Origin of the sequence: Pseudomonas sp. B15(2017), from assembly GCF_002113215.1 — a bacterium.
Classification (GTDB): Bacteria; Pseudomonadota; Gammaproteobacteria; order Pseudomonadales; family Pseudomonadaceae; genus Aquipseudomonas.
The window spans coordinates 136,356-158,400 of sequence record NZ_NEJZ01000004.1 but is presented as its reverse complement, the minus strand read 5'-3'; the positions used below and the strand labels follow the sequence as shown (position 1 = coordinate 158,400).

General features: G+C 59.1%; 18 protein-coding genes. 11 read left to right on the top strand and 7 right to left on the bottom strand.

Annotated features, from left to right (window positions below):
- The first annotated feature begins 66 nt into the window (after nt 1-66).
- From CAF73_RS08450 to CAF73_RS08430, 5 genes are all read left to right on the top strand, one after another.
- On the top strand, nt 67-1,662 hold the full coding sequence (locus CAF73_RS08450; protein WP_085698425.1) for an ABC transporter substrate-binding protein: 1,596 nt from the start codon (nt 67-69) through the stop codon (nt 1,660-1,662).
- 74 nt (nt 1,663-1,736) lie between these two features.
- A complete protein-coding gene (locus tag CAF73_RS08445; RefSeq protein WP_085698424.1) occupies nt 1,737-2,747 on the top strand; it encodes an ABC transporter permease subunit in 1,011 nt (336 codons plus the stop codon).
- A gap of 11 nt (nt 2,748-2,758) precedes the next feature.
- On the top strand, nt 2,759-3,685 hold the full coding sequence (locus CAF73_RS08440; RefSeq protein ID WP_085702454.1) for an ABC transporter permease subunit: 927 nt from the start codon (nt 2,759-2,761) through the stop codon (nt 3,683-3,685).
- A gap of 10 nt (nt 3,686-3,695) precedes the next feature.
- The gene (locus CAF73_RS08435) at nt 3,696-4,664 is read left to right on the top strand and encodes an ABC transporter ATP-binding protein (protein ID WP_085698422.1); all 969 of its coding nucleotides are present in this window, start codon (nt 3,696-3,698) and stop codon (nt 4,662-4,664) included.
- On the top strand, nt 4,664-5,644 hold the full coding sequence (locus CAF73_RS08430) for a peptide ABC transporter ATP-binding protein (protein ID WP_085698421.1): 981 nt from the start codon (nt 4,664-4,666) through the stop codon (nt 5,642-5,644). Before CAF73_RS08435 ends, CAF73_RS08430 begins: the two co-directional genes overlap by 1 nt.
- Before the next feature lie 107 nt (nt 5,645-5,751).
- Here the strand turns inward: CAF73_RS08430 and CAF73_RS08425 are convergent, their stop codons facing one another.
- From CAF73_RS08425 to CAF73_RS08415, 3 genes are all read right to left on the bottom strand, one after another.
- Nucleotides 5,752-6,012: a hypothetical protein gene (locus tag CAF73_RS08425; protein WP_085702453.1), complete on the bottom strand. Its 261-nt coding sequence runs from the start codon at nt 6,010-6,012 to the stop codon at nt 5,752-5,754.
- A gap of 161 nt (nt 6,013-6,173) precedes the next feature.
- Complete coding sequence (locus CAF73_RS08420) at nt 6,174-7,382, bottom strand: MFS transporter (RefSeq protein ID WP_085702452.1); 1,209 nt, start codon at nt 7,380-7,382, stop codon at nt 6,174-6,176.
- Nucleotides 7,383-7,509: 127 nt separating this feature from the next.
- Nucleotides 7,510-9,093 (bottom strand): peptide chain release factor 3, encoded by a 1,584-nt coding sequence (locus tag CAF73_RS08415; protein WP_085702451.1) that lies wholly within the window; start codon nt 9,091-9,093, stop codon nt 7,510-7,512.
- 355 nt (nt 9,094-9,448) lie between these two features.
- Here CAF73_RS08415 and CAF73_RS08410 point away from each other — a divergent pair, with 355 nt between their 5' ends.
- The 5 genes from CAF73_RS08410 (at nt 9,449) to CAF73_RS08390 (ending at nt 14,629) form a co-directional block, all read left to right on the top strand.
- Nucleotides 9,449-10,138, top strand: coding sequence for an ABC transporter permease (locus tag CAF73_RS08410; protein ID WP_166554532.1), 690 nt, complete (start codon nt 9,449-9,451; stop codon nt 10,136-10,138).
- Nucleotides 10,139-10,159: 21 nt separating this feature from the next.
- Nucleotides 10,160-11,053: a glycine betaine ABC transporter substrate-binding protein gene (locus tag CAF73_RS08405; RefSeq protein ID WP_085698417.1), complete on the top strand. Its 894-nt coding sequence runs from the start codon at nt 10,160-10,162 to the stop codon at nt 11,051-11,053.
- Nucleotides 11,054-11,066: 13 nt separating this feature from the next.
- Nucleotides 11,067-11,720, top strand: a complete 654-nt coding sequence (locus tag CAF73_RS08400; RefSeq protein WP_085698416.1) for an ABC transporter permease — start codon at nt 11,067-11,069, stop codon at nt 11,718-11,720.
- On the top strand, nt 11,717-12,871 hold the full coding sequence (locus tag CAF73_RS08395) for a betaine/proline/choline family ABC transporter ATP-binding protein (protein WP_085702450.1): 1,155 nt from the start codon (nt 11,717-11,719) through the stop codon (nt 12,869-12,871). Before CAF73_RS08400 ends, CAF73_RS08395 begins: the two co-directional genes overlap by 4 nt.
- A gap of 594 nt (nt 12,872-13,465) precedes the next feature.
- A complete protein-coding gene (locus CAF73_RS08390) occupies nt 13,466-14,629 on the top strand; it encodes a type III PLP-dependent enzyme (protein WP_085702449.1) in 1,164 nt (387 codons plus the stop codon).
- Between the two features lie 45 nt (nt 14,630-14,674).
- Here the strand turns inward: CAF73_RS08390 and CAF73_RS08385 are convergent, their stop codons facing one another.
- The 4 genes from CAF73_RS08385 to CAF73_RS08370 all read right to left on the bottom strand — a co-directional run bounded on the left by CAF73_RS08385 (nt 14,675) and on the right by CAF73_RS08370 (nt 19,491).
- On the bottom strand, nt 14,675-15,577 hold the full coding sequence (locus CAF73_RS08385) for a hypothetical protein (RefSeq protein ID WP_256574656.1): 903 nt from the start codon (nt 15,575-15,577) through the stop codon (nt 14,675-14,677).
- 21 nt (nt 15,578-15,598) lie between these two features.
- On the bottom strand, nt 15,599-17,818 hold the full coding sequence (locus CAF73_RS08380; RefSeq protein WP_085702448.1) for an alpha-xenorhabdolysin family binary toxin subunit A: 2,220 nt from the start codon (nt 17,816-17,818) through the stop codon (nt 15,599-15,601).
- Nucleotides 17,819-18,051: 233 nt separating this feature from the next.
- The gene (locus CAF73_RS08375) at nt 18,052-18,753 is read right to left on the bottom strand and encodes a tetratricopeptide repeat protein (RefSeq protein WP_085702531.1); all 702 of its coding nucleotides are present in this window, start codon (nt 18,751-18,753) and stop codon (nt 18,052-18,054) included.
- Nucleotides 18,754-18,810: 57 nt separating this feature from the next.
- Complete coding sequence (locus CAF73_RS08370; protein ID WP_085698411.1) at nt 18,811-19,491, bottom strand: Fe2+-dependent dioxygenase; 681 nt, start codon at nt 19,489-19,491, stop codon at nt 18,811-18,813.
- 207 nt (nt 19,492-19,698) lie between these two features.
- Here CAF73_RS08370 and CAF73_RS08365 point away from each other — a divergent pair, with 207 nt between their 5' ends.
- Complete coding sequence (locus tag CAF73_RS08365) at nt 19,699-22,020, top strand: TonB-dependent siderophore receptor (protein WP_085702447.1); 2,322 nt, start codon at nt 19,699-19,701, stop codon at nt 22,018-22,020.
- Nucleotides 22,021-22,045 lie beyond the last annotated feature (25 nt).

Genomic DNA, 22,045 nt, shown 5'->3' with positions numbered 1-22,045 from the left:
ACGGCTGACTCAGTGACGAGTCGGCCGTTCGGCTTTTTGTCTTCAACCGATTGCAGAGGGTTCTTGATGAAAATGCTTCCCCTACGTGCGGCCATCGCGGCTGCGTTGCTGAGTGTCGCTGTCGGCGTCTCGGCCAAACCCTTGGTGGTCTGCACCGAAGCCAGTCCGGAAGGCTTCGATATAGTCCAATACACGACTGCAGTCACAGCCGATGCGGCAGCTGAAACGGTGTTCAACCGTCTGGCGGACTTCAAGCCGGGCACCACCGAAGTGATTCCGGCGCTGGCCGAATCCTGGGACATCAGCGAAGACGGCCTGACCTACACGTTCCACCTGCGCAAAGGCGTCAAGTTTCACACCACCGAATATTTCAAGCCGACCCGCGACATGAACGCCGACGACGTGGTCTGGAGTTTCCAGCGTCAGCTGGACCCGAATCACCCGTGGCACAAGCTGTCGAGCGTGGGCTTCCCGTACTTTGAAAGCATGGGTTTCAAGGAACTGCTCAAAAGCGTCGAGAAAGTCGACGACAACACCGTCAAGTTCACCCTGACCCGTCGTGAAGCGCCGTTCCTGGCCGACATCGCCATGGCGTTTTCCTCGATCTATTCGGCCGAATACGCCGACCAGTTGCTCAAGGCCAACAAGACCGGCGACCTGAACAGCAAACCGGTCGGCACCGGGCCGTTCATCTTCCAGCGCTACAACAAGGACGCCCAGGTACGCTTCAAGGCCAACCCGGACTACTTCCGTGGCAAGGCCCCGGCTGACGCACTGATCCTGGCGATCGCCACCGACAACAACGTGCGCTTGCAGAAACTCAAGGCCAACGAGTGCCAGATCGCGCTGTACCCGAAACCGGATGACATTCCGAGCATCAAGAAAGACAGCAACCTGAAAGTCGATGAACTGGATGCGATGACTGTCTCCTACGTCGCCATGAACACCCAGCACAAGTACATCAGCGACGTGCGGGTGCGCAAAGCGATCGACATCGCCTTCGACAAGGAAGCCTACGTCAACGCCCTGTTCGGCAAAGGCAACGCGACCGTTGCGGTCAACCCGTACCCGCCGACCCTGCTGGGCTACAACCACGAGCTGAAAAACCCGCCACGTGACCTGGACAAGGCCCGCGCCCTGCTCAAGGAAGCCGGCGTACCGGAAGGCACCACCTTCACCCTGTTCACCCGCAACGGCGGCGGCCCGACCAACCCGAACCCGATGCTCGGCGCGCAGATGATGCAGGCTGACCTGGCGAAAGTCGGAATCAAGATCGACATCCGGGTGATGGAATGGGGCGAGATGCTCAAGCGCGCCAAGGCCGGCGAGCACGACATGGTTTCGGCCGGATGGGCGGGCGACAACGGCGACCCGGATAACTTCCTGACGCCTATGCTCAGTTGCGAAGCCGCCAAGAACGGCGAAAACTACGCTCGCTGGTGCAACGAGAAATTCCAGGCCCTGCTCGACGAAGCACGGGCTAAAGTAGATCCGGCCGAACGCGCCAAGCTGTATGAACAGGCTCAAGTGCTGTTCAATCAGGATCAGCCATGGATCAGCATGGCCCATACCCGCATGTTCACCGCAATGCGCAACAACGTAGAGGGTTATCACATCAGCCCTCTGACAACCAATAACTTCGCCACCACCCAGGTGAAGTAGATAAGAAAACTCCCGGCCTCCCTGACCCCAGGGTCGCCGGGCACGCCTAACCGGCTGATGAGGTACCACACACGATGTTTAGTTTTATTGCCCGCCGACTGGGGTTATTGATCCCCACGTTTTTCGGCATCACCTTGCTGACTTTCGCGTTGATTCGCATGATTCCCGGCGACCCCGTGGAAGTGATGATGGGCGAACGTCGGGTCGACCCCGAAATGCACGCTCAGGCAATGGAACGCCTCGGTCTTAACAAACCGTTGTACGCCCAGTACCTGGACTACATCGGCAAGTTGGCTCACGGCGACCTCGGCGAATCCCTGCGCACCCGTGAGAGCGTATGGACCGAGTTCACCTCCCTCTTCCCGGCGACCCTGGAACTGTCCATGGCCGCCCTGCTGTTCGCCGGTATCCTGGGCCTGCTGGCCGGGGTGATCGCGGCCCTCAAGCGAGGATCCCTGTTCGACCACGGGGTGATGGGCATCTCCCTGGCGGGGTATTCGATGCCGATCTTCTGGTGGGGCCTGATCCTCATCATGTTCTTCTCGGTGAGCCTGGGCTGGACCCCGGTGTCCGGGCGGATCGACCTGCTTTACGACATCGAGCCGCGCACCGGCTTCATGCTGATCGATACCCTGCTGGCCGATGACATGGGCGCGTTCGTCGATGCCCTGCACCACCTGATCCTGCCGGCCATCGTGCTGGGCACCATTCCGCTGGCGGTGATCGCGCGGATGACCCGTTCGTCGATGCTCGAAGTCCTGCGTGAAGACTACATCCGTACCGCCAAGGCCAAAGGCCTGTCGCCGTCGCGCGTGGTGTTCGTGCACGGCCTGCGCAACGCGCTGATTCCGGTACTGACCGTGGTCGGCCTGCAAGTCGGTACCCTGCTCGCTGGCGCGGTCCTGACCGAAACCATCTTCTCCTGGCCCGGCATCGGTAAATGGCTGATCGAAGCCATCGGCGCCCGGGACTACCCGGTTGTGCAAAACGGCATCCTGTTAATCGCCTGCCTGGTGATTCTGGTCAACTTCGTGGTGGACATCCTCTACGGCTTTGCCAACCCACGCATCCGTCATCAGCGCTGAGGTCAATACCCATGAGCACTCCAACTTCCTCAGTAGTCACCGCCGCCACCGCCGTGGATCAAAGTCTGCTGTACCCGTCACCGTACAAAGAGTTCTGGCAGGCATTCGCCAGAAACAAGGGCGCCGTCGCCGGCCTGCTGTTCATGCTGCTGGTGATTTTCTGCGCGATTTTCGCGCCGTGGGTCGCCCCGCATAACCCGAGCGAGCAATACCGCGACTTCCTGCTGACGCCGCCGGCGTGGCTCGAAGGCGGGCAGATGCAGTTCCTGCTCGGCACCGATGAACTGGGTCGCGACTTGCTGTCGCGTCTGATCCAGGGCTCGCGCCTGTCGCTGCTGATCGGTCTGTCGTCGGTGGTGATGTCGCTGATTCCCGGGATCCTGCTGGGTCTGTTCGCCGGCTTCTTCCCGAAAGTGGTCGGCCCGACCATCATGCGTCTGATGGACATCATGCTGGCTCTGCCATCGCTGCTGCTGGCCGTGGCGATCGTCGCCATCCTCGGCCCAGGCCTGATCAACACCGTGATCGCGATTGCCGTGGTGTCGCTGCCGTCCTATGTGCGTCTGACCCGTGCTGCCGTGATGGGTGAGCTGAACCGCGACTACGTGACCGCCGCGCGCCTGGCCGGTGCCGGCCTGCCACGCCTGATGTTCATCACCGTGCTGCCGAACTGCATGGCACCGCTGATCGTGCAGGCGACCCTGAGCTTCTCCTCGGCGATCCTCGATGCCGCCGCCCTGGGCTTCCTCGGCCTCGGCGTCCAGCCGCCAACCCCTGAGTGGGGCACCATGCTGGCTTCGGCCCGCGACTACATCGAACGCGCCTGGTGGGTGGTGAGTCTGCCTGGTTTGACCATTTTGCTCAGCGTGCTGGCAATCAACCTGATGGGCGACGGCCTGCGCGATGCGCTGGACCCGAAACTCAAGAACGCCGCCTGAGGAGATTCCCATGTCACTGTTAGAAATCAAGAATCTCAACGTTCGCTTCGGCGACAAGAACGCCACACCGGTGGTCGACGGCCTCGACCTGAAAGTCGACAAGGGCGAAGTCCTGGCGATCGTGGGCGAGTCGGGCTCCGGCAAGTCGGTGACCATGATGGCGCTGATGGGCCTGATCGAGCACCCGGGCATCGTGACTGCCGACTCGCTGAGCTTCGACGGCAAGAACATGCTCAAGCTGAACAACCGCCAGCGTCGGCAGATCGTCGGCAAAGACCTGGCGATGGTGTTCCAGGACCCGATGACCGCGCTCAACCCGAGCTACACCGTCGGTTTCCAGATCGAAGAAGTGCTGCGCCTGCACCTGAAAATGTCCGGCAAGGCCGCCCGCAAGCGCGCCATCGAGCTGCTGGAAAAGGTTGAGATCCCCGGCGCCGCCAGCCGTATGGATGCCTATCCGCACCAATTGTCCGGCGGCATGAGCCAGCGCGTGGCAATCGCCATGGCAATTGCCGGCGAGCCGAAACTGCTGATCGCAGACGAGCCGACCACTGCACTCGACGTAACCATCCAGGCCCAGATCATGGACCTGCTGCTGGCGCTGCAGAAAGAGCAGAACATGGGCCTGGTGCTGATCACCCACGACCTCGCCGTCGTGGCTGAAACCGCCCAGCGCGTGTGCGTGATGTACGCCGGTCAAGCCGTTGAAGTCGGTCAGGTGCCGCAACTGTTCGACATCCCGGCCCACCCGTACAGCGAAGCGCTGCTCAAGGCGATTCCGGAACACAGCCAGGGTGCCGCGCGTCTGGCCACACTGCCAGGCATCGTTCCCGGCCGTTACGACCGCCCGCAGGGCTGCCTGCTGTCGCCGCGCTGCCCGTACGTGCAGGACAGCTGCCGCGCGCAGCGTCCGACCCTTGACCCGAAAAGCCACAGCCTCGCCCGCTGCTTCTATCCGCTGAACCAGGAGGTGGCGTAATGGCCGTCGTACTTACCGCCCGCGACCTGACCCGTCACTACGAAGTCTCCCGCGGCCTGTTCAAGGGCCACGCCACCGTGCGCGCCCTCAACGGCGTGTCGTTCGAGCTGGAAGCCGGCAAGACCCTCGCCGTCGTTGGTGAATCGGGCTGCGGCAAATCCACCCTCGCCCGCGCCCTGACCCTGATCGAGGAGCCGTCGTCCGGTTCCCTGAAAATCGCCGGGCAGGAAGTGGCAGGTGCCGACAAGGCCCAGCGCAAACAACTGCGCAAAGACGTGCAGATGGTGTTCCAGAGCCCGTACGCCTCATTGAACCCACGGCAGAAAATCGGTGATCAACTGGCCGAGCCGCTGTTGATCAACACCAACCTGAGTGCTTCCGAGCGTCGCGAGAAAGTCCAGGCGATGATGAAGCAGGTCGGCTTGCGTCCCGAGCACTACCAGCGTTATCCGCACATGTTCTCCGGCGGTCAGCGTCAGCGTATCGCGCTGGCCCGCGCCATGATGCTGCAACCGAAAGTGCTGGTGGCGGACGAACCGACCTCGGCGCTGGACGTGTCGATCCAGGCGCAGGTGCTGAACCTGTTCATGGACATGCAGCAGGAGTTCAACACCGGTTACGTGTTCATCTCGCACAACCTGGCGGTGGTGCAGCACGTGGCCGATGACGTGATGGTGATGTACCTCGGTCGTCCGGTGGAAATCGGTCCGAAAGAGGACATCTATGCCCGTCCTCTGCACCCGTACACCCAGGCGCTGCTGTCGGCGACGCCGACTATCCATCCGGATCCGGACAAGCCGAAAATCAAGATCGTCGGCGAGCTGCCCAACCCGCTGAACCCGCCGCCTGGCTGCGCGTTCCACAAGCGCTGCCCGTACGCCACCGCGCGTTGCAGCAGCGAAGAGCCGGCCCTGCGCCAGCTCGACACCCGTCAGGTAGCGTGCCACTACGCCGAGCAGTTCCTCGACGGCGCGGCATGAAAAAACCCGCCCCGTTTTCCGGGGCGGGTTGTTGATGAGTTGCCCAAACCCCTTCTGCCTCGATTGCGCATCGATCGGGAAAGAAGGGGTTTTCTTTTGCCCGGAATCTACGTCTGGCTGTCACCTTCGTCCGGATCGTCGGTGTCCGGCTCATCGGTGGTGTCGTCGTCATCGTCGGCACTGCCGCCCTGGCCCTGATCGCCCGGCTCGGACTCGGACTTGGCCAGCATCAGCGCGCTGTGCCCGACCGGCCCGCTAAAGGCCTGAGTATCGTGATCCTCGCACTCGGCCCAGGCCGTCGCGGTGCCGAGGGACAGCATCACCATCACTTTCAACAGCAACAAAACGCGTAGCAACCTGTTTTTCATAGCCGATTCCATCCTGTTCCAGGTGAGAAATTCATGCCTGACCTGACGCTGATTGAAATCTAGTTCCGATCAGCCGGGTTCACCAGATGGGACGCTAACCAACGCCCGGAAATGCCGTGCCTGGACAGACCGCTTTCGAATAACGTCCATAACCGGATCAGCTAAGCGCCTGCGCCTCTTGCGGGTCGAACTCGGGTCGCCTGATAAATCAGCGGCATAGACAGCAAGGCCAGCGCGGCACTCGCCAGCCAGACACTGTGGCCCCCGAACTGGCCATAAAGCTGCCCGCCGAGCACGGGCGACAGCAGCGAACTCGCACTCCAGGCCATGAAGAACAGGCCGAAATAGCGACCGCTTTTTCCGGTTTGCGCATGTTGCATCACCAGCACGTTCAACGGTGGCATGAACAATGCCTCCCCCAGCGTCCAGATCACGGTCGAGAGGCAGGCATAAAACAACCCGGAACCCAGCGGCAACATGCCGAGCCCGACCGCCAGCAGCACACAACCGGCGATCAACGGCCGGCGCGCGCCCCAGCGTTCCCCCCAGTGCGACATGGGAATCTGCAAAGCCACGACCAGAATCGCATTGATCGCGAACTGCCAGCCGATGGCCTCGGTACTCAAGCGGTAATAGTCGCGAAGGTAGTTGCCCAAGGTGCTGTAGACCGTGTCGAACGCCATACCCAGAAGGAGGGTCGCTGCCAGCAGCCAGAGGAATGGCTTGTCGCGATACGGCAGGCCCGCACTCGATTGCGCCTGCGGCGCCTCCTCAGCGTCCAGCACCGGCCGGCGCCAGGTCGTGCGAACAAACCAGAGCAGCGCCAGCAGCGTGAGCCCGGCGCTGATGAAAAACACCCAACGAAAATCCACTTGCGCCAGAACACCGCCCGCCACACCGGCAGCGGCCATCCCGAGGTTCCTGGCGATGCGACTCAACGCCTGCGCCCGTGGACGCTGCCCAACCTCGCAATACTCCATGATCAAGCGTTGATGCAGCGTACGGATCGCGCCGTCGAGCGTGCCGCTGAGCAACAGCAACCCGGCCAGCAACGGCACTTGCGTGACCAGCCCCAGCAACACCAGAACCCACGCAGAGATGAAAAACAGCACCGCCGTCAGTCGCGCCGTGCGCACTTGGTCGCTGAGCCACCCGCCGAGCATCGAGCCGATCAGCAAGCCACCGCCATACGCCGACAGCAGCCAGCCGACGGTTTCGATCGCCAGCCCCAGTTCCTGGCGCAAGTACAACGCCATGAACAGCTTGACCATGCTGCTCAGGCGATTGATGAACAGCAGCGCCGCCAGCACCCAGGCCATCAGGCTGAAATAACCGTTGGGCCGAAGCAGATGAGCGAGCCTCCCTGTCATTCGATTGCTCCCTTGTTGATCGACCGGACGCTCGGCGCCCGAATTGAATGAGTTCGCATACTTAATCAGCACGCAAAAAAAAGCCCACTGTTTTATCAGTGGGCTTTCGGGTCTCACCAGTCAGCGCTTAGTGGTGCTCACGGGTTGCACGGAATTTCACGTCCGGCCAGCGCTCTTCCATCAGGGCCAGGTTGACCCGGGTCGGGGCGAGGTAGGTCAGGTGACCGCCGCCGTCCAGTGCCAGGTTTTCCACCGCCTTGTTGGAGAATTCCTCAAGCTTCTTCTTGTCGCTGCATTCGATCCAGCGCGCGGAGTACACGGTGATCGGCTCGTAGGAGCACTCGACCTTGTATTCCTCTTTCAGGCGGCTGGCGACCACATCGAACTGCAGCACACCGACGGCGCCGAGGATGATGTCGTTGGTGCGCTCCGGGAAGAACACCTGGGTCGCGCCTTCTTCGGCCAGCTGTTGCAGGCCCTGGCGCAGTTGCTTGGATTTCAGCGGGTCGCGCAGACGTACGCGACGGAACAGTTCCGGGGCGAAGTGCGGGATACCGGTAAAGCCCAGGGCTTCGCCTTCGGTGAAGGTGTCGCCGATCTGGATCGTGCCGTGGTTGTGCAGGCCGATGATGTCGCCGGCGTACGCTTCTTCCAGCTGTTCGCGCTCAGAGGAGAAGAACGTCAGGGCGTCGCCGATGCGCACGTCCTTGCCGGTACGCACATGGCGCATCTTCATGCCTTTCTCGTACTTGCCGGAGCAGATACGCATGAAGGCGATGCGGTCGCGGTGTTTCGGGTCCATGTTCGCCTGGATCTTGAAGATGAAGCCCGAGAACTTCTCTTCCACCGGCTCCACGGTGCGCTCGTTGGCCACACGCGGCAGCGGGCGCGGGGCCCAGTCGACCACGGCGTCGAGTACGTGGTCGACCCCGAAGTTGCCCAGTGCGGTACCGAAGAACACCGGGGTCAGTTGACCGTCGATGAACTCCTGCTGGTTGAACTCATGGCAGGCGCCCTGCACCAGTTCCAACTGCTCGAGGAAGCGGTCGTACTCGTCGCCCAGGTGAGCGCGGGCTTCGTCGGAGTCGAGCTTCTCGATAATCCGGGTTTCGGTGCGTTCGTGGCCGTGGCCAGGGGTGTAGACAATGATGTAATCGCCCGCCAGGTGGTACACACCCTTGAAATCGCGGTAGCAACCGATCGGCCAAGTGATCGGCGCCGCCTTGATCTTCAGGACGGCCTCGATCTCGTCGAGCAGTTCGATCGGGTCGCGGATGTCACGGTCGAGTTTGTTGATGAAGCTGACGATCGGCGTGTCACGCAGACGGCAGACATCCATCAGCGCGATGGTCCGCGGCTCTACACCTTTACCGCCGTCGAGGACCATCAGGGCCGAGTCCACCGCGGTCAGGGTGCGGTAGGTGTCTTCGGAGAAGTCTTCGTGGCCCGGGGTGTCGAGCAGGTTGATCATGTGTTCGCGATACGGGAACTGCATGACCGAGGTGGTAATGGAAATACCCCGCTGCTTCTCCATCTCCATCCAGTCGGATGTCGCATGGCGATCGGATTTACGGGATTTCACCGTACCGGCCACGGCAATCGCCTTGCCCATCAACAGGAGCTTTTCGGTGATGGTGGTTTTACCGGCATCGGGGTGGGAAATAATGGCGAAAGTGCGGCGTTTCGCGACTTCGGCGGCCTGGTTGGTCATGGGAAATCGCCTGGCGGTGATTCAAAAAAGGGCGGCGATTATAGCCCAACTCGATTCAATAACCGAACCGTTGAGCACATTAAGGGTGGCCAAATGCTGCCTCGGATGGGAACCTTTTAAAGCACGGAGACGTCCATCCCCTGTTACGACAATTCGTCAGGGGCTGAAAAATCAGCAAGTTAGCCTGACGAGGCTGCGCTCATGGCTCGCTTTCAGACCGTTTTTGCCGGGCTGAAAAAAAGCCGCTTCTCGCGAACGCTGACTCCGGCAGCCAGGAATGGCATGCCACGCGGAGCTGCGTTCGCCGACTAAAAAAAGGAGTCCGCCTGTGGCTATCCGCTATGGCAAAGGGCTGATGGGAGGTGCGGTGGTGATCGCGCTCCTGGCCCTGCTGGTCCACTGGATCGGCATCAACACGATCGAACACTACCGCGACGATTTGTTGTTTTACCTGCAAGCTCATCTGATTCTCGTCCTCGCTTCAATGCTGGCCGCCCTGGTCGTGGGCATCCCCGCCGGTATCTTCCTGAGCCGCCCGAGCATGGTCGGCCGCGCTGAACGCTTCATGCAGATCTTCAATATCGGCAATACCGTGCCTCCGCTGGCCGTGCTGGCGATTGCCCTGGGGATTCTCGGCATCGGCAGCGGTCCGGCGATCTTCGCTCTGTTCCTCGCCTCGCTGTTGCCGATTGTGCGCAACACCTATGAAGGCCTGAAAAACGTTCAGGGTTCGCTGAAAGAAGCCGCCGTCGGCATCGGCATGACGCCGCGTCAGGTGTTGTGGAAAGTCGAATTGCCCAACGCCGTGCCGATCATCGTCGGCGGTGTGCGGGTCGCGCTGGCGATCAACGTCGGTACCGCACCGCTGGCCTTCCTGATCGGCGCCAACAGCCTTGGCAGCCTGATCTTCCCCGGCATCGCCCTGAACAATCAGCCGCAACTGCTGCTCGGCGCCGCGTGCACCGCGCTGCTGGCCCTGCTGCTCGATGGCGTGGTCACCCTCGCCAGCCGTCTCTGGCTGGAACGCGGTTTGCGCCCGTCTTAAGGCTCTTGCGAAGGAATGAACATGAAACGACTTAGCTTGATCTTAGGCTGCGCCCTGCTGTTCGCGGGATTGGCGCAAGCCGCTGAAAAGCCCGTTATCCGTCTTGGCGCCCGGGTATTCACCGAGCAGACGCTGCTCGCGGAAATCACCGCGCAATACCTACGCAGCAAAGGTTACGACGCGCGGATCACCGGCGGCCTGGGCAGCAACCTGGCCCGCAGCGCCCACGAAAGCGGACAGCTGGACATGCTCTGGGAATACACCGGTGTGTCGCTGGTGGCCTACAACCATGTCACCGAGAAACTCGACAGCGAACAGTCCTACGCCCGGGTAAAAGAACTCGACGCGAAAAAAGGCCTGGTCTGGCTCACGCCGTCGAAATTCAGTAACACCTACGCCCTCGCCCTGCCGAAAAAGGTGGCCGAGGAATATCCGCAGATCAGCAATATCAGCCAGTTGAACGACGTGCTGAAGGCTGAAGCCAAGACCAACCACCTGGTCGCGCTGGACACCGAGTTCGCCAACCGCTCCGACGGTCTGGACGGCATGGTCAAGCTTTACGACATGAACCTGACCCGCAAGAACATCCGACAGATGGACGCAGGCCTGGTCTACACCGCGCTGCGCAACGGGCAGGTGTTTGCCGGTCTGGTCTACACCACCGACGGTCGCCTCAATGCTTTCGGCCTGAAGCTGCTGGAGGACGACAAGCATTACTTCCCGGACTACACCGCCGCTCCTGTGGTGCGTCAGGCCTACCTCGACGCCCATCCGCAACTGGCGGAGCAACTCAAGCCGCTGGCTGAACTGTTCGACGACGAAACCATGCGCCAGCTCAACGCGCGGGTCGATGTCGATCACGAAAGCCCGTCGAAAGTCGCTGCCGATTTCCTGCGCCAGCATCCACTGAATTAAAGGAGGAAAAGTCATGGAATTTTTGAACGCCTTTTCCCACCTCGACTGGCAGCAGGTGATGCACCTGACCTGGCAGCACATCACCCTGGTCGGCATCGCCGTCAGTCTGGCAATCCTCATCGGCGTGCCGCTGGGGATTTTGATGACTCGATTTCCGACGCTCGCAGGTCCCTTGCAGGCCAGCGCCACGGTATTGCTCACCGTGCCGTCGATTGCCCTGTTCGGTCTGCTGCTGCCGTTCTATTCGAAATTCGGCCAGGGCCTCGGCCCGATGCCGGCAATCACGGCGGTGTTCCTTTATTCACTGCTGCCGATCATGCGCAACACCTACCTCGCCCTGACCGGCGTCGAGCCGGGCATCCGCGAAGCTGCTCGCGGCATCGGCATGACCTTCGGCCAGCGCCTGCGCATGGTCGAGTTGCCGATTGCGGTACCGGTGATCCTCGCGGGCGTACGCACCGCCGTGGTGATGAACATCGGCGTGATGACCATCGCCGCGACCATCGGCGCCGGCGGCCTTGGCGTGCTGATCCTCGCCTCCATCAGCCGCAGCGACATGTCGATGCTCATCGTCGGCGCGCTGCTGGTCAGTCTTCTGGCGATTTTCGCCGACCTCATTTTGCAGTGGCTGCAACGTTCGCTGACTCCAAAAGGACTCCTCAAATGATCGAACTTCAAAACCTCAGCAAGACCTTCCAAAGCAACGGCAAAGATGTGAAAGCCGTGGACTCGGTAAGCCTGACCGTCAATGAAGGCGAAATCTGTGTGTTCCTCGGGCCATCGGGTTGCGGCAAAAGCACAACGCTGAAAATGATCAACCGCCTGATCAAGCCGACCTCCGGCAAGATCCTGATCAACGGCGAAGACACCACCGACCTCGACGAAGTGACCCTGCGCCGCAACATCGGCTACGTGATCCAGCAGATCGGTCTGTTCCCGAACATGACCATCGAAGAGAACATCGTCGTCGTGCCGAAACTGCTCGGTTGGGATAAACAGAAATGCCACGACCGCGCCCGCGAACTGATGAGCATGATCAAGCTTGAGCCCAAGCAGTATCTGCATCGTTACCCGCGCGAACTGTCCGGCGGCCAACAGCAACGGATCGGCGTGATCCGCGCGCTGGCCGCGGATGCACCGCTGTTGCTGATGGACGAACCGTTCGGTGCGGTGGACCCGATCAACCGCGAAATGATCCAGAACGAGTTCTTCGAGATGCAGCGCGCGTTGAACAAGACCGTGATCATGGTCAGCCACGACATCGACGAAGCGATCAAACTGGGCGACAAGATCGCGATCTTCCGCGCCGGCAAGCTGTTGCAGATCGATCATCCGGACACGCTGCTGGCGCATCCGGCAGACGACTTTGTCAGCAACTTCGTCGGCCAGGACAGCACCCTCAAACGCCTGCTACTGGTGAAAGCCGAAGACGCGGCAGACAACGCGCCATCGGTGAGCCCGGAAACCCCGGTGGCCGATGCGCTGGAGTTGATGGACGAGCATGACCGCCGCTATGTCGTCGTCACCGACGCCGAGAACAAGGCACTGGGTTATGTGCGCCGTCGCGACCTGCATCGCCAGACCGGCACCTGTGCCCAGTTCCTGCGCGAGTTCAACGCCACGGCGGCGTACGACGAGCATTTGCGCATCCTCTTGTCGCGGATGTACGAGTTCAATCGTGCCTGGTTGCCGGTGATGGATGCCGAGCGGGTATTCCTCGGCGAGGTCACCCAGGAGTCGATTGCGGCGTACCTGAGTTCGGGTCGATCGCGCGGAATGAAGACCAATATCGTGTCACCGGCCGAAACGGTGGCCTGACAAAATGCAAAAGGGCTGTTCAACAGCCCTTTTTTTTCGACCACAGGAACCTGAAAGCCGGGGCCTCATTGCCAACGCCAAGCCGGCAATAAATATCAACACATCAAATGGCCGAATCCGTCCGACGGTGTCAGCGTAAATTCATAAATCCCCCCGCACCGCCCCTTCTCGCAGCTAACGTCGCCGATGTTGAAGTGATCGTACTTTCCTGAGACTTGGTGCACATCAGCATCGAACGTGCAGGTATTTTTAACACCAGAAAATTACTGCGGAACATCTGACCGTCATCTCGGTCGGCTACAAAGAGTGATATCCGCGACGCACGTCAGAAGCGTGCAAAAACGCGACATTTTTAGTTGATCTCAGGCCCCTCACGCCCTAAAGTTCGCGCCGAACGTCCATGCTGGAAACGATCCATCCGGCTCAAGTACTGACGACGAGACAGCAAGGCCAAGGGAAAGAAAGACTACATTTCCCATGGCCTTTTTGCTTTCGGCGACATGCCTTGGGAAGTAGGCGAACCAAAGTGGGGATACGGAGGGCGTTCATTTGCACCCATTGATTTCACGAGTTTGCCCATAGGAGCTCCCAGGTATGTCGATCCAGGTCGAAGACTATTTCGCGCGCGAAACCTTTCAGAAAATGAAGGCATTCGCCGACAAACAGGAAACCCCGTTCGTGGTGATCGACACCGCGATGATCGCCCAGGCCTACGATGACCTGCGCGCCGGTTTCGAATTCGCCAAGGTCTACTACGCGGTCAAGGCCAACCCGGCCGTCGAGATCATCGACCTGCTCAAAGAGAAAGGTTCGAGCTTCGACATCGCCTCGATCTATGAGCTGGACAAAGTGTTGAGCCGGGGCGTCAGCCCGGACCAGATCAGCTACGGCAACACCATCAAAAAGTCCAAGGACATTCGCTACTTCTTTGAGAAGGGCGTGCGTCTGTTCGCCACCGACTCGGAAGCCGACCTGCGCAACATCGCCAAGGCCGCACCGGGCGCCAAAGTTTATGTGCGCATCCTGACCGAAGGCTCGACCACAGCCGATTGGCCACTGTCGCGCAAATTCGGCTGCCAGACCGACATGGCCATGGACCTGCTGATCCTCGCCCGCGATCTGGGTCTGGTGCCTTACGGCATCTCGTTCCACGTCGGTTCGCAACAGCGTGACATCAGCGTCTGGGACGCCGCGATCGCCAAGGTCAAAGTGATTTTCGAGCGCCTGAAAGAAGAAGACGGTATCCACCTGAAGCTGATCAACATGGGCGGTGGCTTCCCGGCCAACTACATCACCCGCACCAACAGCCTGGAAACCTACGCCGAAGAAATCATCCGCTTCCTCAAGGAAGACTTCGGTGATGATCTGCCGGAAATCATTCTGGAGCCGGGCCGTTCACTGATTGCCAACGCCGGCATCCTGGTCAGCGAAGTGGTACTGGTCGCGCGTAAATCCCGTACCGCCGTCGAGCGTTGGGTTTATACCGATGTGGGCAAGTTCTCCGGTCTGATCGAAACCATGGACGAAGCGATCAAGTTCCCGATCTGGACCGAGAAGAAAGGCGAGATGGAAGAAGTCGTGATCGCCGGCCCGACCTGCGACAGCGCCGACATCATGTACGAAAACTACAAGTACGGCCTGCCGCTGAATCTGGCGATTGGTGATCGCCTCTACTGGCTGTCGACCGGTGCGTACACCACCAGCTACAGCGCCGTAGAGTTCAATGGCTTCCCGCCGCTGAAGTCGTTCTACGTGTAAGCGAAGCTGTAAATGAAAAGGCCCATGCATGTGCATGGGCCTTTTTTATTTGCGCAGCCAGCTCTCAAGATGATTGAGCATGGTCATGAACTCATCGGCGCCCTCTTGCATGGCGGCCAGCTGGAAATTCAACTCGCCGAGTTTCGATGCGCGCTCTGCCCTCAACAAGTCGTAGTACAACATTTCGATGCGCAAGCCGGTTTCTTCGAGAAACACGCTGATGTGCGAACTCACGGAAGCCAATCCGTTAAACAACACCGCTACATCAGCTTTGTATTCAGCGGCCCTGACTACCGGATCCGCTGACGAATAAGCTACGTCCCAAACCGGCGACGTGCGCGCTTCACGAAACAACTCCTCAACCACTGCGGGTTGGTTATGGCACTGGCACGAGCGATGATCCATCGCCCTGCCAAACACCGACTTGAGCCCGAACGACTCGTCATGCACCTCGACGATTGTGTATTTCAGTTGGCCTATCGCTGCCCTCAACGAGTAAAAACGAAGCGCGAGTTCGTGAACGAGCTCCGGGACATTCGTAGGGGGAAACAACCTCCAGGTCGGCGACCTGGATAAGCTGTACAACTTGAAATCCACCTGACTGAGGGGCTCGTTCCTTGAAGTATTGCGGCTAATTTCCAGCGATTCGGCAGTGAACGCAGCCAGATCCGCGACGTAAGTACTGCACAGGCGCCGAACCTCTTCGGTGCGCTGCCAGAACTCCTGCAAGTAGCGTGCATTGAAGCTGGCGTTGTTCAAACGCGAATCGCTGGCCCGTACTGCCAGTTGATGACCGCTGGCTCTGCGGCGCTCAAACACCAAAGGAATGTTGTTGAAGGTTGGGTGAAGAGAACCGAGAAAAATTGTGTATCGATCCAGCACGCGTCGTTGCGTTGTGGAGAATTCATAGGCAAGTGTTTTCATGAGTGACAGGGAAGCGGTGAGCATGTCGCCCACCGCCTCGACTCCTTACTGCTGAACAGTTTTCAGGTACTGCCTGACATCGGCAATCCGGGTGAGTGCGGCAGCCGTCCGCTGCTCGGCAGGCTGCGATTTGTCCTGTTGGAAGTCTCGGGCGAAGGACTCGAATACAGCCACCAGATTCGAATACTCATTCACGTAACTCCAGCGCTCTTCGTCCAACTGGTCGAGCACTTGCACCAGCTGAATCTTTCCATCGATCTGGTAGATATCGTTGACGTGCTTCTTCAACTGCGCCCTCAGATCAGCTGCCTTATCCTTGAGCTGGTTGTAACCCGCCAGCATGTTCAGATAGGAAATAGCCTCGCCGATACCCGCGATCATTTTTTTCAAGGTATCAATGGCAAACAGTGCAATCTGAACCTGCGGTGGCGCCAGCCCCAGTGCTTTCAGGTTATCCAGCGTCAATCGGGCTTCCTGACCGATTTTCTCCACCCCGGCTTTCGCGATCAGTTCGAGCGCTTCAGACACCGATTCCATCTGCTTTTCGAAATCGGCGATTTTTTCTTCCGACTTGACCTTCAATGCCTCCGTGAACGCCCGGTCCTGCTGCAGCGTCACAATCCATTGCGCCGAAGCCGATCGGTCATAAGCCGTACTCAAGCCGTTGTGCGTCATCTTCAAATCGTTCGCGTGCTCGGAGACTTTCATCGATACATTCTTGAGCTCGGTTTCCATTTCTTCGCGGATTTCATCCCCTTCTTCAGGATATTTGAGGAGATCGCTCTGAGACATTTTCAGCCTGTTCTGCGCACGCTCCAGATTGATCCCTGTCGTCTGGGCCTGATTACGAAGTTCGAATGTGGCCTTCTGGATAGCCACCGTCAGCCCATTCATGGTGCGGACGGTACCTGGCAAATAATTGAATTGCTCACCCAGCATTTGCGCAGTGACATTACTTGCCTGAACCGAAGCACTGTGTACACGCAGTGCCGCGACGTCAAAATCAGAAGAAGTCAAATCATCCTGTAGCGATAACATCATTGTGTTGCTCCTGAATACTGCAAAGCCGTTTCCATACTCTTTTTCTGCCGCTGCGAACACACCCAGCAGTTGATCAGAAGCTGTTCTTATTTTTCGCCACGGATCAATGATGGAGAAAATCTGATTTTTGAACATCCTGAAATTAGTTGCTGTCACAATACCATCAATATCTTCAAAAGAACCTTTGAGGTAAGTACTCAGAGCGTTCCAGACCAGCATCAGATTTTGAGTTGCAACTTCTGCTTCAATCGCAACGTAGCTGAGGTTCTGCAGGTCATCACGCACCTTGTTCAAGGAACTTAGTGTCTGACTCTTGCTGGCCATCTTCTGATTGGCAGACTGTTGTTCTGTTTTTAGCTGGTTTCGCTCCTTGCGGATCTTTTCGGCTTTGACGCCCTGGTAGATACCGAGTATCAAACCACCAATGTTAAACGTCGCCGCAGATCTGATTGCTTCCTGAACCAGCTGATCATATTGCTTGTTGAGTTCATCAATAGCTTTGGAGCGCTGGTCAATTTCGCCTTGCAGAATCTGGATGTCGGCCTGGTAGGTATTACGGGACACAAACTCCAGTCGCAACCTGATCGCCGGCAAGACCGTCTCGCGCATATCGGTGCCGAAACTGTCGAGCTCCTCTCGGACTCGTTCGGCCTTACTGTGGGCCGCTGTCACCTTGTCCAGAATGGTTTTGAGGTGAGACTTGACCTCAAGGGCGTCATCGGCAGGGAAGTTCAGGCTTGGAAGGTTCGGGAACCTGCGCTCCAGTTCCTGATACTCCTCCGGCGTGTAGATATCGTAGTTTTCCAGGTAAGAGGATGAAGGCTGGTCATTGTAGATCTCTTGAATTGCTGCACCTGCGCCAAGAATGCTACCGGCAAATACCTTCAGGTCAGTCCCGGTAAGCATGATTTTTTCACGCAACGGCGACCAGCGTTTCGCATGGTCGTAGGTGCAGACGAAGGTCCTCTGAAAGTCTGCTGCCTTGAGACCAACGCCCCCCGCATCCCCGGCACCATAGTTCAGATAGGCAACGATATCTTCCAGCCGAACAGGAAGTGACAGCCCCAAAACTTCATACTTACGCAGGCCGATAATTTGTTCCTTGGTTAATTGAATACCGGGGTCCCGATTGTATTCTTCATCTTCACCAAGCGAAGCATTTACAAACATCAGAGGCGCTTTTGCGGCGATCTCGACAATTTTGCTGTCCATCTTGAATTCCATAAGAGACTCCTTGTCTTCTTCGGATATTTAATAAAAGTTATTTTAGAAACGACATCGCCACTCAACTCACTTCAACTTTAGCGCCGACATCGCAAAACAACCTTAGGACAGCAAAACACCAATCAACAAGCATTCAAATATTAGCAATCACGACAAACAAGCCATTCACCCGAATACTTACCCGAGAACAGCCACATCAACTTGATGAAAACAAATAACCGCGAAGTAAATGCTTACAAAGCAACTAACTCTGCCAGCCGCAACTTATAAGCGTCTGCCATTGCACGGATTCGAGGATGTTGTGCATTCAACAAAGACACGCTGGCGACTCGCAGGAAATTCACATTGCCCGCGTCCAGCGCCTTGCGCAGCCAGCCAAGAGCGTCATCAATGCGTCCCTCATCGGCAAGTATCGCGGCGTAACTGAACTGTCCTCGAAAATCGCCGCCCTCAGCCGCTCGACGATACCAGTCACGCGCCGTTGGCAGATCTTGCGGACAGTGACGTCCTTCTTCCAGATACCGACCCAACAGGTTCATCGACTTGGCATGTCCCGACTCGGCAGCGCTGCGGTACAGGGCGAGGGCCTGCGCCTGGTCTTCGGGTATTCCACGTCCGGTGGCGTGCAGATTTGCCAGGTTGTACATCGCCCAATCCAGCCCCGCGTCGGCGGCCGCCTGGTAATGGCGCGCGGCGAGTTCGGCGCTGGCCACACAACCCCATCCGTGTTCATGACAGCGGCCGAGCATGTTGCGCGCCATCAGATGACCTTGCCCTGCGGCGATTTCAAACCAGCGCACTGCCAGCGGCTGATCCTGCGCAATCCCGTGGCCATCGAGCAAAATCTGCCCAAGCAGCGCCTGCGCTTCGAGCACGCCCTCACCCGCTGCGATCAGAATCGCCTGAGCCGCACGGGCCGGGCTTTCTTCGAGCATGGCCGTGAGGCGTTCGCCGTCGAGGACTTCTTCGCGACGTAACCGAAAGTCCGCCACTTACACCTCGACCCAGCGACGCAGCAGATTGTGATAGGTGCCAGTGAGGCGGATCAACGAAGGATGATCGGGCATGTCCTGGGTGAGTTGCTGGATCGCACCGTCCATCTCGAACAGCAACGCGCGCTGGCTGTCTTCGCGCACCAGGCTTTGGGTCCAGAAGAACGAGGCATAACGCGCGCCGCGAGTGACCGCATTGACCTTGTGCAGACTGGTGCCGGGGTACAGCACCATATCGCCGGCGGGCAGTTTCACCCGTTGGGTGCCGAAGGTGTCCTGGATTTCCAGCTCGCCGCCGTCGTAGTCCTCGGGTTCGCTGAAGAACAGCGTGGCGGACAGATCAGTGCGCACCCGCTCAATGCTGCCCTTGGGCTGGCGCACTGCGTTGTCGATGTGGAAATCGAAGCTGCCGCCCGCCGTGTAGCAGTTGAGTAACGGCGGGAACACTTTGTGCGGCAGCGCGGCGGACATGAACAGCGGATTTTTCCACAGGCGTTCAAGCATTGCGGCGCCGATTTCCTTGGCCAGTGGATGGCCTTCCGGCAGTTGCAGATTGTGCTTGGCCTTGGCCGATTGATAGCCGGCGGTGATCTTGCCATCGGCCCAGTCGGCCTGTTCCAGAGCCTCGCGGATGCGCCGCACTTCGTCTTTTTCGAACAGAGCGGGGATGTGCAGCAGCATGGCAATGTCACCTGATGGCAAAGAGGCGGCAATGGTATTGATTCTTATTGGCTGTGTAAAACCCGCTAGACGAATGAACTGGCAAAAACCGTAAGGTTAAATTGTAAAGAATGTAAATTCAGTGCGAATAACAATGTTTCGCAATTGATACGAATACCTGTTTACCCTATATTCCGCCGCCTCAAATCCTTGGGGAGGGGAATAAAAATGGCACGTCAACAAGCACAATTACCGGTCGGTTCACCACGTCTGCTCGCTTCCGCCATCGGCGTGGCCATCACCGCCGGCTCCGCAGGCCACATGGTGTTTGCCGCCGAAAAAACCGACAGCAAAGCCACCGGCAATGCCATCGCCCTGGACGCCACCGCCATCACCGGCGAAGCCCAGGACTCGACTTCCTACCAGGTCGAGAAAGCCTCCTCGCCCAAGTACACCGCGCCGCTGGTTGATACACCGCGCTCGGTCACCGTTATCCCGCAACAAGTCCTCAAAGACACCGGCGCCCTGAACATGCAGGATGCGCTGCGCACCGTACCGGGCATTACCTTCGGTGCCGGTGAAGGTGGCAACCCGCAGGGCGACCGTCCGTTCATCCGTGGTTTCGACGCCCAGGGCGACACCTACCTCGACGGCGTGCGCGACACCGGTTCCCAGAGCCGCGAGATCTTCGCCGTGGAAAACATCGAGGTCAGCAAGGGCCCGAACTCTGCCATCGGCGGTCGTGGCGCAGCCGGCGGCAGCATCAACCTGGTGAGCAAGAAAGCGCACCTGGGCAACTCGTTCGACGGTGGTTTCACCTGGGGCTCCGACCAGACCCAGCGTTACACCCTGGATGGCAACTACCAGTTCAGCGACACCGCTGCCGGCCGTCTGAACCTGATGAGCCACGAGAGCAACGTCGCCGGTCGCGACAAGGTCGACTACGACCGCTGGGGCATCGCGCCGTCCCTGGCCTTCGGCCTGGGCACCGACACCCGCGTCAACCTCGACTACTACCATCTCGAAAGCAATGACACGCCGGACTCGGGCATCCCTTACACGATTCCTGCCGGCGGCTCGGCGGCGCGTACCAAGTCCAATCCGGACAAGCCGTACGCCGGTGGCGATCACAGCAACTTCTACGGTCTGGACCGCGACTTCCGCAAAGGCCGCACCGATACCGCGACCTTCGCCATCGAGCATGACCTGAGCGACTCGCTGACGATCAAGAACACCCTGCGTCACGGCACCAGCATGCAGGATTACATCCTGACCCAGCCGGACGACAGCAAGGGCAACGTCAACAACGGCAGCGTCTGGCGTCGTGCGAACACTCGCGTGAGCAACACCGAGACCACCACCAACCAGACCGATCTGTTCGGCGACTTCTACCTCGCCGGCTTCAAGAACAGCTTCTCCACCGGTGTCGAATACACCCGTGAGGAAAGCAGCAAATCCTCGTACAACGTCAACACCGACACCACGCCGCGCACTTCGGCCGTGACCACCAACTGCAATCCGGGCCTGATCGGCGCTGCCAGCGGCTACAACTGCACCTCGCTGTCGAACCCGAACCCGAACGATCCGTGGAACGGCGCGATCTCGCGCAACTACGCCGGCACCGACACCCAGTCCGATACCTACGCGCTGTACGTATTCGACACTCTGGAACTGTCCCGGCAATGGCTGGTGAACATGGGCCTGCGTTACGACCACTTCGAAACGGGCTACAACACCTACAACAACGCTGGCCGCACCACCTCCAAGGGTTCGGACACCAGCGAGTTCGTCACCGGTCAGTTCGGCATCGTCTACAAACCGGCCGAGAACGGCAGCATCTATGCGTCCTACGCCACCTCCGCCACACCGCCGGGCAACACCCTGGGTGAAGGTCAGGAAGGCAACCCGCTGGGCGGCACGCCGGATCGTAACGGCAACCTGCTCAAGAGCGACATGGAGCCGGAAACCACCAAGAACTACGAAATCGGTACCAAGTGGGATTTGCTGAACGATCGCCTGTCGCTGACCGCCGACATCTTCCGCACCGAGAAAGAAAACGCGCGTGTCCAGGTGGATACCACCTCGTACGAAAACGCCGGCAAGACGCGTGTACAAGGTATCGAGTTGTCCGCCAGCGGCAAGATCACCGACAAGTGGCAAGTGTTCGCCGGTTACGCCTACATGGACAGCGAACAGGTTGACGGTGGTGACCTGCCGGCCAACAAGGCCAACAACGGTAACGAGCTGCCTAACACGCCGAAAAACAGCGCCAGCCTGTGGACCACTTACCAGGTCACGCCGAAGCTGACCATCGGTGGCGGTGCGTTTTATGTGGATGATGTGTTCGGCAACGTGGCCAACACCACCATGGTCGACTCCTACGTTCGCTACGACGCGATGGCTGCGTACAAGCTGAGCAAGAATGTCGACCTGCAACTGAACGTGCAGAACTTGACCAACGAGACCTACTACGACAAGGCCTTCTCGACTCACTTCGCCAACCAGGCGGCGGGCCGTACGGCATTGCTGAGTACCAACTTCCACTTCTGATCGAAGTGGGAAGTATCGAGCCCCG

What these genes read in the sequence shown, in the direction of transcription:
- CAF73_RS08450 (WP_085698425.1), top strand. Translation starts at nt 67, where the DNA reads ATGAAAATGCTTCCCCTACGTGCGGCCATCGCGGCTGCGTTGCTGAGT.
- CAF73_RS08445 (WP_085698424.1), top strand. Translation starts at nt 1,737, where the DNA reads ATGTTTAGTTTTATTGCCCGCCGACTGGGGTTATTGATCCCCACGTTT.
- CAF73_RS08440 (WP_085702454.1), top strand. Translation starts at nt 2,759, where the DNA reads ATGAGCACTCCAACTTCCTCAGTAGTCACCGCCGCCACCGCCGTGGAT.
- CAF73_RS08435 (WP_085698422.1), top strand. Translation starts at nt 3,696, where the DNA reads ATGTCACTGTTAGAAATCAAGAATCTCAACGTTCGCTTCGGCGACAAG.
- CAF73_RS08430 (WP_085698421.1), top strand. Translation starts at nt 4,664, where the DNA reads ATGGCCGTCGTACTTACCGCCCGCGACCTGACCCGTCACTACGAAGTC.
- CAF73_RS08425 (WP_085702453.1), bottom strand. Translation starts at nt 6,012, where the DNA reads ATGAAAAACAGGTTGCTACGCGTTTTGTTGCTGTTGAAAGTGATGGTG.
- CAF73_RS08420 (WP_085702452.1), bottom strand. Translation starts at nt 7,382, where the DNA reads ATGACAGGGAGGCTCGCTCATCTGCTTCGGCCCAACGGTTATTTCAGC.
- CAF73_RS08415 (WP_085702451.1), bottom strand. Translation starts at nt 9,093, where the DNA reads ATGACCAACCAGGCCGCCGAAGTCGCGAAACGCCGCACTTTCGCCATT.
- CAF73_RS08410 (WP_166554532.1), top strand. Translation starts at nt 9,449, where the DNA reads ATGGGAGGTGCGGTGGTGATCGCGCTCCTGGCCCTGCTGGTCCACTGG.
- CAF73_RS08405 (WP_085698417.1), top strand. Translation starts at nt 10,160, where the DNA reads ATGAAACGACTTAGCTTGATCTTAGGCTGCGCCCTGCTGTTCGCGGGA.
- CAF73_RS08400 (WP_085698416.1), top strand. Translation starts at nt 11,067, where the DNA reads ATGGAATTTTTGAACGCCTTTTCCCACCTCGACTGGCAGCAGGTGATG.
- CAF73_RS08395 (WP_085702450.1), top strand. Translation starts at nt 11,717, where the DNA reads ATGATCGAACTTCAAAACCTCAGCAAGACCTTCCAAAGCAACGGCAAA.
- CAF73_RS08390 (WP_085702449.1), top strand. Translation starts at nt 13,466, where the DNA reads ATGTCGATCCAGGTCGAAGACTATTTCGCGCGCGAAACCTTTCAGAAA.
- CAF73_RS08385 (WP_256574656.1), bottom strand. Translation starts at nt 15,577, where the DNA reads ATGCTCACCGCTTCCCTGTCACTCATGAAAACACTTGCCTATGAATTC.
- CAF73_RS08380 (WP_085702448.1), bottom strand. Translation starts at nt 17,818, where the DNA reads ATGGAATTCAAGATGGACAGCAAAATTGTCGAGATCGCCGCAAAAGCG.
- CAF73_RS08375 (WP_085702531.1), bottom strand. Translation starts at nt 18,753, where the DNA reads ATGCTCGAAGAAAGCCCGGCCCGTGCGGCTCAGGCGATTCTGATCGCA.
- CAF73_RS08370 (WP_085698411.1), bottom strand. Translation starts at nt 19,491, where the DNA reads ATGCTGCTGCACATCCCCGCTCTGTTCGAAAAAGACGAAGTGCGGCGC.
- CAF73_RS08365 (WP_085702447.1), top strand. Translation starts at nt 19,699, where the DNA reads ATGGCACGTCAACAAGCACAATTACCGGTCGGTTCACCACGTCTGCTC.